Annotated in this window: 8 protein-coding genes; 2 read left to right on the top strand and 6 right to left on the bottom strand. The window is 64.9% G+C overall.

Translation table 11 applies throughout. The features are described from left to right. Positions 1-87: 87 nt before the first annotated feature. Entirely contained in the window at positions 88-603 is a 516-nt protein-coding gene (locus HHA01_RS00325) for a CinA family protein (protein ID WP_141317111.1), read from the bottom strand. A 162-nt stretch (positions 604-765) separates the two neighbouring features. On the opposite strand from HHA01_RS00325, the gene mutS reads away from it, so the two are divergent. Next, entirely contained in the window at positions 766-3,351 is a 2,586-nt protein-coding gene (gene mutS, locus HHA01_RS00320; protein WP_141317110.1) for a DNA mismatch repair protein MutS, read from the top strand. Between the two features lie 144 nt (positions 3,352-3,495). After that, positions 3,496-3,819, top strand: coding sequence for a ferredoxin FdxA (gene fdxA, locus HHA01_RS00315; RefSeq protein WP_141317109.1), 324 nt, complete (start codon positions 3,496-3,498; stop codon positions 3,817-3,819). Positions 3,820-4,308: 489 nt separating this feature from the next. On the opposite strand, the gene eno is transcribed toward fdxA, so the two are convergent. The 5 genes from eno to gltB all read right to left on the bottom strand — a co-directional run bounded on the left by eno (position 4,309) and on the right by gltB (position 14,466). Continuing rightward, the gene (gene eno / locus HHA01_RS00310; protein ID WP_141317108.1) at positions 4,309-5,601 is read right to left on the bottom strand and encodes a phosphopyruvate hydratase; all 1,293 of its coding nucleotides are present in this window, start codon (positions 5,599-5,601) and stop codon (positions 4,309-4,311) included. Between the two features lie 41 nt (positions 5,602-5,642). Beyond that, entirely contained in the window at positions 5,643-6,494 is an 852-nt protein-coding gene (gene kdsA, locus HHA01_RS00305; RefSeq protein WP_141317107.1) for a 3-deoxy-8-phosphooctulonate synthase, read from the bottom strand. A 5-nt stretch (positions 6,495-6,499) separates the two neighbouring features. Next, entirely contained in the window at positions 6,500-8,155 is a 1,656-nt protein-coding gene (gene pyrG / locus HHA01_RS00300; protein WP_141317106.1) for a CTP synthase, read from the bottom strand. Positions 8,156-8,556: 401 nt separating this feature from the next. Then, a complete protein-coding gene (locus HHA01_RS00295; RefSeq protein WP_141317105.1) occupies positions 8,557-9,975 on the bottom strand; it encodes an FAD-dependent oxidoreductase in 1,419 nt (472 codons plus the stop codon). A gap of 42 nt (positions 9,976-10,017) precedes the next feature. Then, positions 10,018-14,466, bottom strand: coding sequence for a glutamate synthase large subunit (gene gltB, locus HHA01_RS00290; RefSeq protein WP_141317104.1), 4,449 nt, complete (start codon positions 14,464-14,466; stop codon positions 10,018-10,020). Positions 14,467-14,759 lie beyond the last annotated feature (293 nt).

The following is a 14,759-nucleotide window of genomic DNA, read 5'->3' as shown; positions in this document are numbered from 1 at the left end:
ACAGCGGAACGGGGCCGCCCCTGTCACTGTATGATTGAACAGTATTATGGCGAAAAAAGCGGCGCTCGGCCAGCCCCGCAGCGGGACTCACTCATCCCCGGACAACCAGCGCACCAGCCCCGCCAGGGCTTCCTGTACCGCGGCCTGGCGTACCGCATCACGGTCTCCGGTCAGGTGCAGGCATTCCGCCACGCTCTGCCCCTGATGCCCCCACGCCAGCCAGACGGTGCCCACCGGCTTCTCCGGGCTGCCGCCACCGGGCCCGGCTACCCCACTGATGGCCACCGCCAGGTCGGCACCGCTGTCGGCACAGGCACCGGCGACCATGGCCTCGACCACCGCTCGACTGACCGCGCCGTGGGTGATCAGCAGCGACTCGTCGACGCCGAGCAGACGCATCTTGGCGGCATTCGAATAGGTCACGTAACCCGTCTCGAAGTAGTCGGAACTGCCGGCAATGGCCGTGATGGCACTGGCGACACCCCCGCCGGTACACGACTCCGCCGTGCTCAGCACCACCCGGCGCTGACGACACAGGGCCCCCAGGCGCTCGGCCAGGCTCACGATATCGAGGGGTTCCGAGCTTTCGGCATGCACCGCCATGATGTCTCCTCCGGTCGCTGACAGGGTGATGGGCAACAACGAAGCGCGCGAGGCCCTGACGCCACACTTCCTTGAGCGTAGAATACTGGCTTTGTCCGCGACATGCATGACGTACGCCACTGTCATTCATCGCCACATGCCACTGGCTAGCCAAGGAAGCCCATGTCAAAGGCCAGCACCTCTCACACCCCGATGATGACCCAGTATCTGAAGATCAAGCGCGAACACCCGAACGTGCTGCTCTTCTATCGTATGGGCGATTTCTACGAACTCTTCTATGACGATGCCAAGCGTGCCGCCGCCCTGCTGGACATCACCCTGACCCAGCGTGGCCAGTCCGCCGGACAGCCGATTCCCATGGCGGGCGTGCCCTACCACAGCGCCGAAGGTTACCTGGCTCGACTGGTCGCCGCCGGCGAGTCGGTGGCCATCTGCGAGCAGCTGGGCGACCCGAATACCGCCAAGGGGCCGGTGGAACGCCAGGTCGTGCGCATCGTCACCCCGGGGACCCTGTATGACGAGGCCCTGCTGGATGCCCGTCGCGACAACCTGGTGGTCGCCCTGAACGCCGCGGGAGAGCGCTGGGGGCTGGCCTGGCTGGAGCTCTCCAGTGGCCGCTTCAGCGTGCTCGAGGTCGACAGCGAGAGCGAGGCCCTGGCCGAGATCACGCGTCTCGACCCGGCGGAGCTGCTGGTCGCCGAGAGCCTGGCCCTGCCGCCGGAACTGGAAACCCATCAGGGCCTGCGCCGCGAGAACGACTGGCTGTTCGACCTGGAAAGCGCCACCCGCACCCTCTGTGACCAGTTTGCCGTTCAGGACCTCAAGGGTTTCGGCTGCGCCCACCTGGAAGCCGCCATCACCGCCGCCGGCGTGCTGGTCGACTATGCGCGCGATACGCAGCGGTCGCAATTGCCCCACGTCACCGCCATCGGCGTGGAGAACCGCGACGACGCCGTGGTGATCGACGCGGCCAGTCGCCGCAACCTGGAAATCGGCGTCAATCTCGGCGGCGGCCACGACAACACCCTGGCCAGCGTGCTCGATACCACCACCACCGCCATGGGCTCGCGCCTGCTCAAGCGGTGGCTGAACCGCCCGCTGCGCGATCGTGCCCAGGTCGCCGGGCGCCAGGCGGCCGTTGCCGCACTGCTGGATGGCGATGCCCATGAGGCCCCGCGTGCCGCCCTCAAGGCCATCGGCGACGTGGAGCGCATCCTGGCCCGGGTGGCCCTCTACAGTGCGCGCCCACGCGACCTGGCCCGGCTGCGCGATGCCCTGAACGCCCTGCCCGAGCTCGAGGCCGGGCTCGCGCGCTTCGACGCGGGCACCGCGCTCGACGACCTCAAGCACCGTATTCACCCCTACCCGACGCTGGCCGATACCCTGAGTCGCGCCCTGGTCGACAACCCGCCGGTGGTCATCCGCGACGGCGGCGTCATCGCCGAAGGCTTCGACGCCGAGCTCGACGAGCATCGTGGACTGGCCGAACATGCCGGCGACTACCTGGTCGAGCTCGAAACCCGCGAGCGTGAGCGCACCGGCCTGCCCGGCCTCAAGGTCGGCTACAACCGGGTGCACGGCTACTTCATCGAGATCCCCCGCGCCCAGGCCCAGGACGCGCCGGTGGACTACATCCGCCGCCAGACACTCAAGAACGCCGAGCGCTTCATCATCCCCGAGCTCAAGGAGTTCGAGGACAAGGCCCTGTCCGCCAAGTCCCGCGCCCTGGCACGCGAGAAGCTGCTGTATGACAGCCTGCTGGACGACCTCAACGCCGAGCTGGCGACACTGCAGGCCACCGGCCAGGCGCTCGCCGCCCTCGACGTGCTGGCCACCCTGGCCGAGCGCGCCCGAGCCCTCGACTTCGTGCAGCCCGAGCTGGCCGAAGCCCCCGGGCTGGACATCCGGGGCGGCCGGCATCCGGTGGTCGAACAGGTCAGCGACGCGCCCTTCGTGCCCAACGACCTGCGCATGGACGACGAGCGGCGCATGCTGGTGATCACCGGCCCCAACATGGGCGGCAAGTCCACCTACATGCGTCAGGCGGCGCTGATCACCCTGCTCGCGCATACCGGCAGCTTCGTGCCCGCCGATGCCGCCTCGGTCGGGCCGGTGGACCGCATCTTCACTCGCATCGGCTCCTCGGATGACCTGGCCGGAGGGCGCTCGACCTTCATGGTCGAGATGACCGAGACCGCCAACATCCTGCACAATGCCACCGACCACAGCCTGGTGCTGATGGACGAGATTGGGCGTGGCACCAGCACCTTCGACGGCCTGTCGCTGGCCTGGGCCAGTGCCGAACAGCTGACCCGCAGCCGGGCCTTCACGCTCTTTGCCACCCACTACTTCGAGATGACGGCACTGGCCGAACAGGTCGAGGGCGTGGCCAACGTTCACCTGACCGCCACCGAGCACCAGGACGGCATCGTCTTCATGCATCGCGTGGAAGACGGGCCGGCCAGTCAGAGTTATGGCCTGCAGGTCGCCCAGCTGGCGGGCGTGCCCCAGGACGTCATCGCCCGCGCGCGCGACAAGCTGGCGCTGCTCGAGCAGCAGGAGATCGACCAGGGACAGCGCGGTCCGTCACTGCCGGAAGGCAGCGCGACGCGCCAGGCGCCTCAGCAGGCCGACCTCTTCGCCAGCGCTCCCCACCCGGTGGTCGAAAGCCTGAGCAACCTGGGCATCGACAACATGACACCGCGCGAGGCGCTGGAGTGGCTGTATCACTGGAAGGAAAGGCTCTAGTCGTCTTGCGATCGGCGCCGCGCCGCGACTAAAATGGGCCCAAAGCACCAACATATTATAAAATCGCTCTTTTTTATAACCAAACTTCATCACAAGTGACCGACTGGCCGCGACAATACCTCGGCCCGAGGAAGGGAGACAGACATGACATTCGTCGTCACCGAAAACTGCATCAAGTGCAAGTACACCGACTGTGTCGAGGTCTGCCCGGTGGACTGCTTCTACGAAGGACCCAACTTTCTGGTGATCCAACCCGACGAGTGCATCGACTGCGCCCTGTGCGAACCGGAGTGCCCCGCCGAGGCCATCTATTCGGAGGACGAGCTGCCCGAGGGTCAGGAGCAGTTCATCGAGATCAACGCCGAACTCTCCGAGACCTGGCCGAACATCACCGAGAAGCAGGATCCCCCGGAGGACGCCGAACAGTGGGACGGTCAGCCCGGCAAGCTGGAACACCTGGAACGTTGAACGCCTGGCCGACCAGGGCCCCGATACACAGGAGCGCCGGATGTCTCGCGACATTCGGCGCTCCTGTTTCCGGCCCTGCATGCCCGGTGGCCAGACATAAAAAAGGCGGCCCGCAGGCCGCCCGCTCCTAGCAAAGTCCTCGAGCGAATCCATTCGCCCACTTCCTGTGAGTGCTGTCCCTGCACGGAGGCGACCTCCTGTCACACCGTGCGCACTCGAGATGCATCCCGTAGCATCCTGCCGGAAGAGCTCCGCTCTCCCTTGTCCCGAGTACATTGTGGCATGTCTGGATGGCTTAACAAGCCGGCGGCTCGGCCGGAAACGGATACCATCAGGCTCGATCTCTCAGAAAAAATTCCCGAGAATCAAATGGATAAAAAAAGACCACTGCCCGAGGCAGCGGTCTTCCGAGGAGTTTTGTATCAGATCTCTTCGGCCATGCGTAGGATATCTCTTACATGGCAAAGCGCGGAAGGCGGCGAAACCGCCTCACTGCCCCTTGATCGCACGGCGCCCGGGATACTGGGCGCGCGACTCGAGATCGCGCTCGATGACCAGCAGGCGATTGTACTTGGCGACGCGGTCACTGCGACACAGCGAGCCTGTCTTGATCTGGCCGGCACTGGTGCCAACCGCCAGGTCGGCAATGGTGGTGTCCTCGGTCTCGCCGCTGCGATGCGAGATCACGGCAGTAAAGCCGGCATCCTGAGCCATGCGGATGGCGTCCAGGGTCTCGGACAGCGAGCCGATCTGGTTGAACTTGATCAGGATGGAATTGCCGATGTGCTCCTCGACACCGCGCTTGAGGATCCGCGTGTTGGTCACGAAGAGGTCGTCCCCGACCAGCTGCACCCTGTCACCCAGCTTGTCGGTGAGCGCCTTCCAGCCGTCCCAGTCGGACTCGTCCATGCCATCCTCGACGGACAGGATCGGGTACTGGTCGCAGAGCTCGGCCAGGTAGTCGACGAAGCCGGCGGCATCATAGGACTTGCCTTCACCGGACAGGGTGTACTGACCATCGCGATAGAATTCGCTCGAAGCGCAGTCCAGGGCCAGGGTGATATCGCGCCCCAGTTCGTAGCCGGCATCCGCCACGGCCTGCTTGATCACCGCCAGCGCCTCGGCATTGGAATCCAGGTTCGGGGCGAAGCCGCCCTCGTCGCCCACGGCGGTGGCCAGACCCCGCCCGGCCAGCACCTTCTTCAGGGCATGAAATACCTCGGCGCCCATGCGCAACGCTTCGCGGAAGCTCCCGGCGCCCACCGGCTGAATCATGAACTCCTGAATATCGACATTGTTGTCGGCATGCTCGCCGCCGTTGAGGATGTTCATCATCGGCACCGGCATCAGGTACTGCGCCGGCTGACCATAGAGCTCGGCGATATGCGCATAGAGCGGCATGTCGCGGGCACTGGCGGCGGCACGGGCAGCGGCCAGCGAGACCGCCAGGATGGCATTGGCGCCCAGGTTGCCCTTGTTGTCGGTGCCGTCGAGCTCGAGCATGGCGTTGTCAAGGGCACGCTGGTCCGTGGCGTCCATGCCGGTCAGGCGCTCGCGGATCGGGCCATTGACCGCGTCCACGGCCCTGGAGACGCCCTTGCCAAGATAGCGAGTCTTGTCACCATCACGCAGCTCAAGGGCTTCGCGCGAGCCGGTGGAGGCCCCGCTGGGCGCACAGGCATCGCCGCAGGCACCGGTGTCCAGACGCACCTCGGCATGCACGGTCGGGTTGCCACGTGAATCAAGCACCTCGAGGGCGCGAATATCGACGATCTTGGTCATGAGTCCTGTCATCCTTTTCGAGTCGGTCAGCGTTGAAGAAATCAGTCTATGCGCAGCGGGTCAAATCCCTTCACCAGGTCATCCAGCGCCTTGAGCTGCGTCAGGAAGGGCGCGAGCTGGTTCAACGGCAGGGCACAAGGCCCATCGCACTTGGCATTGGCGGGATCGGGGTGGGCCTCGAGGAAGAGCCCCGCCAGCCCCACTGCCACGCCGGCGCGTGCCAGCTCGGCGACCTGGGCACGGCGCCCGTCGGCGCTGTCGGCCCGCCCACCGGGACGCTGAAGGGCATGGGTGACATCGAACAGCAGCGGGTAGCCGGTCTGCTTCATGTCGCCGAAGCCAAGCATGTCGACCACCAGGTTGTTGTAGCCGAAGCTTGAACCCCGTTCGCATAGGATCAGGCGGTCGTTGCCGGCTTCCTCGCACTTGCGCAGGATGTGGCGCATTTCGTGCGGGGCGAGAAACTGCGGCTTCTTGATGTTGATCACCGCACCGGTCTCGGCCATGGCCACGACCAGGTCGGTCTGGCGGGCGAGAAAGGCCGGCAGCTGGATGACATCGGCGACCTCGGCCACCGGGGCCGCCTGCCAGGGCTCGTGCACATCGGTGATCACCGGAACCCCGAAACGCGACTTGACCTCGGCGAGCATCTCCATCCCCTTTTCCAGGCCCGGGCCGCGGTAGGAGTGGATGGAGCTGCGGTTGGCCTTGTCGTAGCTGGCCTTGAAGACATAGGGCATGCCGAGTTTCGCGGTGGCCTGGACATAGGCGTCGGCGACCTCGATGGCCATGTCGCGGGATTCCAGCACGTTCATGCCGCCGAACAGGGTCAGCGGCAGGGCGTTGCCGACCCGAAGGCCGGCAAATTCAATGAGGCGTTCGGGATCGGTCATCGGCCTTACTCCTGATGCGTGGAATGAGCGCGCATGCGCAGTGCCCTGTGCTCCAGTGCCGCCTTGACGAAGCCGGTGAACAGCGGATGGCCGTCGCGCGGTGTCGAGGTGAACTCCGGATGGAACTGGCAGGCCACATACCAGGGGTGGTCGGGGAGTTCGACCATCTCGACCAGGGAGCCATCGACACTCTTGCCCGAGACCACCAGGCCGGCCTCTTCCAGGCCCTCGACGAACTGGTTGTTGACCTCGAAACGATGACGGTGACGCTCGACGATCTCGTCATCCCCGTAGGCCTCGCGGGCGCGGGTATTCGGCGCCAGGCGACAGACCTGGCCGCCGAGGCGCATGGTCCCGCCGAGGTCGGAGGCTTCGTCGCGCAGCTCGATCTTGCCTTCCGGGCTGATCCATTCGGTGATCAGGCCGACCACCGGGTGCTGGGTGTCGCGCGTGAACTCGGTGGAGTTGGCATCGTCCCAGCCGGCCATGTGGCGGGCGAACTCGATGACGGCGACCTGCATGCCGAGACAGATGCCCAGGAAGGGAATATTGTTCTCGCGGGCGAAGCGGGCCGTGGCGACCTTGCCCTCGACGCCGCGTTCGCCGAACCCGCCGGGTACCAGGATGGCATCCTTGCCGGCCAGGCGCTCGGGGCCGTGACGCTCGATGTCCTCGGAGTCGATATGATCGATGTTGACCTTGATGCGCGACTGGATGCCGGCGTGGATCAGCGCCTCGTTCAGTGACTTGTAGGCATCCAGCAACTCCATGTACTTGCCGACCATGGCGATGTTGATCGACTTGAGCGGGTTGAGCTTGGCATCGAGCACGCGGATCCATTCGTCGAGCCTGGCCTCGCCGGGTTCGAGACGCAGCTTGTCGCAGACGATGTCGTCCAGGCCATGCTCGTGCAGCATCAGCGGGATGCGATAGATGGTATCGGCATCCTGCAGCGGCACCACGGCCCGTTCCTCGACGTTGGTGAACAGCGCGATCTTGCGGCGTTCGCTTTCCTCGAGCTCGACTTCGCTGCGACAGATCAGGATATCCGGCTGGATGCCGATGGAGCGCAGTTCCTTGACGCTGTGCTGGGTGGGCTTGGTCTTGGTCTCGCCCGCCGTCTGGATATAGGGCACCAGCGTCAGGTGCATGAAGATGGCCTTGCTGGCCCCCTGTTCGCTGCGAATCTGGCGAATCGATTCGAGGAACGGCAGCGATTCGATATCACCGACCGTGCCGCCGATCTCGACCAGCGCCACATCGAAGCCCTTGCCGCCTTCGTAGACACGGCGCTTGATCTCGTCGGTGATGTGCGGGATGACCTGAACGGTGCCCCCCAGGTAGTCGCCGCGGCGTTCCTTGCGCAGCACGTGTTCGTAGACACGCCCGGTGGTGAAGTTGTTTGCCTGGGTCATCTTGGTGCGGATGAAGCGCTCGTAATGCCCCAGGTCGAGGTCGGTCTCGGCGCCATCCTCGGTGACGAAGACCTCACCATGCTGGAAGGGGCTCATGGTGCCGGGATCCACATTGATGTAGGGATCGAGCTTGAGCATGGTGACCTTGAGGCCGCGGGCCTCGAGAATCGCCGCCAGCGAAGCCGACGCGATGCCCTTGCCGAGTGAGGACACAACGCCGCCGGTCACGAAGATATATCGTGTCATGGAGAACCTGTCGAAACGTGATCGGTAGGCCCGGCAGAAAGCCGCGCCAGGATGGGACGACAGATTAGCAGATCCGGACCGCCCGCTCAATTTTGTCCTGCCGCGGCTTCCCGGTGGCAGTCCTACGCGGAGGCGCTGTAAACCCTTCCCTGGGCGCTACCTTTTCCATCCATGGAAAAGGACCTCCGCTCCGCACTGCCACCGGCGCCGTCTCACTATCAGTGCTTACACCGCAAACGTCGAGTGACAGACTGCGGCCCGGTGTTGGGGTTTCTTCCTTCTTCCTTCTTCCTTCTTCCTTCTTCCTTCTTCCTTCTTCCTTCTTCCCTCGCAGCTCTTCACTCGCAGCTCTTAGCTCGTCGCTCGTCGCTCGTCGCTCGTAGCTCGTCGCCAACAGCGCGTCACACATCCAGATAATCGAGAATGCCTTCGCCGGCCTGGCGTCCCTCGAACACCGCCGTTACCACCAGATCGGAGCCGCGCACCATGTCACCACCGGCGAAGATCTGCTCGTTGGTGGTCTGGAAGGCGTAGGCGCCTTCTTCCGGCGCCTTGACCCGGCCCCTGTCGTCGAGCTCGATGCCCACACTCTCGAACCAGGGAGGCGGATTCGGCTGGAAGCCGAAGGCGATGACCACGGCATCGGCGGGCACCACTTCCTCGGACCCGGGTACCACCTCGGGGCGTTGGCGGCCGTTCTCGTCGGGCTCGCCCAGACGGGTACGCACCACCTTGATGCCTTCGACACGCTCCTCGCCGACCACTGCGACCGGCTGGCGGTTGAACAGGAATTCGACGCCTTCCTCGCGGGCGTTGGCCACCTCCTTGCGTGACCCCGGCATGTTCTCTTCGTCACGCCGATAGGCGCAGGTCACCGCGGCGGCACCCTGGCGAATCGCCGTGCGGTTGCAGTCCATGGCGGTATCGCCGCCGCCCAGCACCACCACCCGCTGGCCGGCGAGGGAGACATAGTCGGCCGGGTCGGTCTCGAAGCCCAGGCAGTGATTGACGTTGGCGACCAGGTAGTCGAGCGCCTTGTGCACGCCGGGCAGGTCTTCCCCGGGGAAGCCGCCTTCCATGTACTTGTAGGTGCCCATGCCCAGAAAGACCGAATCGAACTCGTCGAGCAGCTCGTCGAAGGCCAGGTCCTTGCCGACATCGACGCCGAGGCGGAACTCCACGCCCATTTCCTCGAAGACCGCACGGCGACGCTCCATGACCGTCTTCTCGAGCTTGAACTCGGGGATGCCGAAGGTCAGCAGGCCGCCGATCTCGGGGTATTTGTCGTAGACCACGGCCTTGACGCCGCTGCGCACCAGGATGTCGGCGCAGCCGAGTCCGGCCGGGCCGGCCCCGATGATCGCCACGCGCTTGTCGGTCCAGGACACCTTGGACATGTCCGGGCGCCAGCCCATGGCGAAGGCGGTGTCGGTGATGTATTTCTCCACCGAGCCGATGGTCACCGCGCCGAAGCCGTCATTCAGCGTGCAGTCGCCCTCGCACAGGCGATCCTGCGGGCAGACGCGGCCGCAGACCTCCGGCAGCGAGTTGGTGCGATGCGACATCTCGGCGGCTTCCAGGATATTGCCCTCGCTGACCAGCTGCAGCCAGTTGGGAATATAGTTGTGCACCGGGCACTTCCACTCGCAGTAGGGATTGCCGCAGTGCAGGCAGCGATGCGCCTGGGCCGCGGCATCCTGCGGCTGATAGGGCTCGTAGATCTCGGCGAACTGCTTCGCTCGGGTGCGCGCCGGCTTCTTCTCGGGATCCTCGCGACCGACGTCGATGAACTGAAAGTCGTTGTGCAAACGGTTAGCCATGTTGTGTGCTCCTGGAGAACGAACCTGATCGATGCGCCGTCGTCATTCCGGTTGGCGCCGGGACTGATCCAGCAGGCTGGCGAGGCTCGCCGCCTTGGGCTTCACCAGCCAGAAATGGCGGATGTAGTCGCTGAAGTCCTCGAGCATGTCGCGCCCGCGCTGCGAGCCGGTTTCGGCGACGAACTCCTCGATGACTTCCCTCAGGTGTCGGCGATGGGCCTCCATGGCCTCGGTGTTGACCCGGTGAATCTCTACCAGTTCGTGGTTGTACTTGTCGACGAAGGTGCGGTCCGCGTCGTAGACATAAGCAAAGCCGCCGGTCATGCCGGCACCGAAGTTGATGCCGGTCTCGCCGAGCACCGCCACCACGCCGCCGGTCATGTACTCGCAGCAGTGGTCGCCGGCGCCCTCGATGACCGCATGGGCGCCCGAGTTGCGCACCCCGAAGCGCTCGCCGGCCGTGCCGGAGGCAAACAGCTTGCCGTCGGTGGCGCCATACAGGCAGGTATTACCGATGATGGCGGTCCTGTGGCTCTCGAAATGGCTCTCGCGGGGCGGCACGACCACCACACGCCCCCCATTCATGCCCTTGCCGACATAGTCGTTGGCATCGCCTTCCAGATAGAGATGGAGGCCACGGGCGTTCCAGACCCCGAAGCTCTGGCCGGCCACGCCGCGGAAACGCACCGTCACCGGTGCATCCTCCAGGCCGGCCTCGCCATAGCGCTTGGCGATGGCGCCGGACGCCAGGGCACCCACGCTGCGGTCGCAATTGGTGATCGCGAAGTCGAACTCGCCGCCGGATTTGGTCTCGATGGCCGTCTTTAGCGCCGCCAGCACCTCCTGGTTCTTGGCCCCCGGATCGTGAGGCTCGTTGCGATTCACGCGACAGAACTGCGGCGCCTCGGCCGGCACGAAGTCATTGGTCATCAGCGGCGACAGGTCCAGCCCGCGCTGCGACGCCGTGGTGCCTTCCAGGATCTCGAGCAGATCGGTACGCCCGATCAGGTCGGTCAGCTGGCGAACCCCCAGCATGGCCATGAGCTCGCGCACTTCCTCGGCGATGAAACGGAAATAGTGCTTGACCATGTCCACCGTGCCGCGGAAGTGCTCGTCGCGCAGCGCCTGATGCTGGGTGGCAACACCGGTGGCGCAGTTGTTGAGGTGACAGATACGCAGGTACTTGCAGCCAAGCGCCACCATCGGGGCCGTGCCGAAGCCGAAGCTCTCGGCGCCCAGAATGGCCGCCTTGATCACGTCCAGACCGGTCTTCAGGCCGCCATCGGTCTGCAGACGAATCTTGTCGCGCAGGCCGTTGACGCGCAGTGCCTGGTGCACCTCGGGCAGGCCGAGCTCCCAGGGGCTGCCGGCATGCTTGATCGACGTCAGCGGACTGGCCGCCGTGCCGCCATCATAGCCGGACACCGTGATCAGGTCGGCATAGGCCTTGGCGACACCGGTGGCGATGGTGCCGATGCCGGGCTCCGAGACAAGCTTCACCGAGACCTGGGCCTCCGGGTTGACCTGTTTGAGGTCGAAGATCAGCTGGGACAGGTCCTCGATGGAATAGATGTCATGGTGCGGCGGCGGCGAAATCAGCGTCACGCCGGGCACCGCATAACGCAGGCGCGCAATCAGGCCGTTGACCTTGCCGCCGGGCAGCTGACCACCCTCGCCGGGCTTGGCGCCCTGGGCCACCTTGATCTGCAGGACCTCGGCATTGGCCAGATAGGCCGGCGTGACGCCGAAACGCCCGGAGGCGATCTGCTTGATCTTGGAACTGCGAATGGTGCCGTAGCGCACCGGGTCCTCGCCGCCTTCACCGGAGTTGGAGCGCCCGCCCGTCTCGTTCATGGCCTGGGCCAGGGCCTCGTGGGCCTCGGGCGACAGGGCACCGAGCGACATGCCGGCACTGTCGAAACGCGGCAGCAGATCCGCGACGGGTTCGACCTCCTCCAGCGGCAAGGCCGCCTCCGCGGGCTTGAGCTTGAGCAGGTCGCGGATGGTCGCCGGGTCGCGTTCGTTGACCAGCGAAGCAAACTTCTTCCACTTGGCGTAATCGCCTTCCTGCACGGCTTCCTGCAGGGCCTTGATCACGTCCGGGTTGTAGGCATGGTATTCGTGGCCATGCACATACTTCATCAGGCCACCCTGGGCGATATGCTTGCGCGGCTTCCAGGCATCCTTGGCCAGCAGCTCCTGCTGGAGCTGCAGCTCGGCGAAGCCGGTGCCCTCGATGCGTGACGCCATGCCGTCGAAGCACAGCTCCATGACCTCGGAGGCCAGACCCACCGCCTCGAACAGCTGGGAGCCGCGATACGAGGCCAGGGTCGAGATGCCCATCTTGGAGAGGATCTTGAACAGGCCCTTCTGCAGACCCTTGCGATAGTTCTCGCGGGCATCCGCCGGATTGCCGACCAGCTCGCCGGTGCGATGCATGTCGGCCATGACCTGATAGGCCAGCCAGGGGTAGACCGCTGTGGCGCCCACGCCGAACAGCACGGCCATCTGATGGGCGTCACGGGCATAGCCGGTCTCGACGATCAGGTTGACCCGCGGGCGCAGCGCGGTCTTGTTCAGGTGGTGGTGCACGGCCCCGACGGCCAGCGCCGCCTGGATCGGCAGCTGCCCCTTCTCGAGCTCGGCATCCGACAGCACCAACAATACCCGGTCGCCGCGTGCGGCTTCTTCCGCCTCGGCACACAGCGCCTGCAGCGCCGCCTTGAGCCCGGTGGTCTGGGGATCATAGGCCAACGACAGGGTCTGGCTGGCAAAGGCCGGATCCTCGTGCGTCACCAGGGCCGTATACTTGCGCGGCGACAGCACCGGCGTGGTCAGGATCAGGCGGTGGGCATGCTCCGGGGTCGACTTGAAGACATTGCGCTCGGCACCGATGCAGCTTTCCAGCGACATCACGATGGCCTCGCGCAACGGATCAATGGCCGGATTGGTGACCTGAGCGAACTTCTGGCGGAAGTAGTCGGTCAGCAAGCGCTGCTTGCGGGAGAGCACCGCCATGGGGGTGTCGTCACCCATCGAACCGACGCCTTCCTGGCCGCTCTCGGCCAGCGGCCGCAGCACCTGATCGCGCTCCTCGAAGCTGACCTGAAACATCTTCTGCTGCACCGCCAGGCTGTCGGCATCCATGTTCTGGAAGCGGGCCAGCTCGGTGAGCGCCGACTCCAGATAATTGGCTTCCTGCTTGAGCCAGCGCTTGTAGGGATAGGCCGACTTGAGTCGCTCGTCGATATCGCGGGTGTGCAGCACCTCGCCGGTCTCGGTATCCACCGCCAGCACCTGGCCGGGACCGACCCTGCCCTTGGCGACCACGTCCTCGGGCCGGTAATCATAGGTGCCGATTTCCGAGGCCAGGGTGATATAACCATTGCGGGTGATGACCCAGCGCGCCGGCCGCAGGCCGTTGCGGTCGAGCATGCACAGCGCCTGGCGACCATCGGTCATGACCACGCCCGCTGGCCCGTCCCAGGGCTCGGCATGCATGGAGTTGTATTCATAGAAGGCGCGCAGGTCGCCGTCCATCATCTCGACGTTCTGCCAGGCCGGAGGCACCATCATGCGCACCGCCCGGTGCAGGTCCATGCCGCCGGTGAGCAGAACCTCCAGCATGTTGTCCATGCTCGACGAATCCGAGCCAGTGGTATTGACGATCTCGTCGAGCTCGGCGATGTCGGGCAGACGCTCGCTGGTGAAGTTTTCCTTGCGCGAATTGGCCCAGCCGCGGTTGGCCTGGATGGTGTTGATCTCGCCATTGTGCGCCAGCAGGCGAAACGGCTGAGCCAGCGGCCAGCGCGGCGCCGTATTGGTGGAAAAGCGCTGATGGAAGACGCAGATCGCCGTTTCCAGGCGCTCGTCTCCCAGGTCGCGATAGAAGGCCGGCAGGTCCACCGGCATGACCAGCCCCTTGTAGGACACGACCCTGGGTGACAGCGAGCTGACATAGAAATCGGTCTCGGCGGCCAGGGCCTGCTCGGCATGGCGACGCCCCATGAACAGCTCGACATCGAAGGTCGTGTCATCGACGTCGCCCGGCTCGACGAAGACTTGACGAATCCGCGGCAGGCACTCCAGGGCCATGGGGCCACAGACGCTCGGGTCCACCGGCATCTCGCGCCAGCCCAACACCTTCAGGCCGCGCCGGGTGAGCTCGCCTTCCAGGGTCTCGCGGCAATGGGCTTCACGCGCATCATCATCCGGCAGGAACACCGCGCCCACGGCATAGCGCTCGCCCAGCTCGACGCCCAGCGCCTCGCGGGCCACGTCGCGCATGAAGGCATCGGGCATCTTCAGCAACAGGCCGCAGCCATCCCCGGTCTTGCCATCGGCGGCGATGCCGCCGCGGTGGGTCATGCAGGTCAGTGACTCGATGGCCGTCTTCAGCAGGTCATGGCTTGCCTGCCCTTCCATGTGGGCGATCAAGCCGAACCCGCAATTGTCACGGAATTCGTCGGGCTGGTGGAGACCTCGGTTCATGGACGTGCCTCAGCTAGGTAGGTATTTTATACAATAGTATTGCGTGTTATAGTTTATGGTTTTTCTTTTTATAAAGGCTTGAAAAACAGCCTGTCTATTGCGCGGTAAAAGGCAATCCAGAATAGCCACCCCTCGCCAGCAGCGCAACGCCTGGCAGCTTCCATCTCGCTTTTTTGTCCAGAAAATCCGCGACTTGCACTCCGTCTCGATAAAAAACCCCCTGCAACTCAACGGCTTGCAAAGCACCCGCGGCGGCTGCCACTGCGCCATGTTAAACATACGACTTTAGTCGA

The organism is Halomonas halmophila (assembly GCF_006540005.1).
Lineage (GTDB): Bacteria > Pseudomonadota > Gammaproteobacteria > Pseudomonadales > Halomonadaceae > Halomonas > Halomonas halmophila.
The sequence above is the reverse complement of the archived record's forward strand: the minus strand, read 5'-3'. Positions and strand labels throughout refer to the sequence as shown.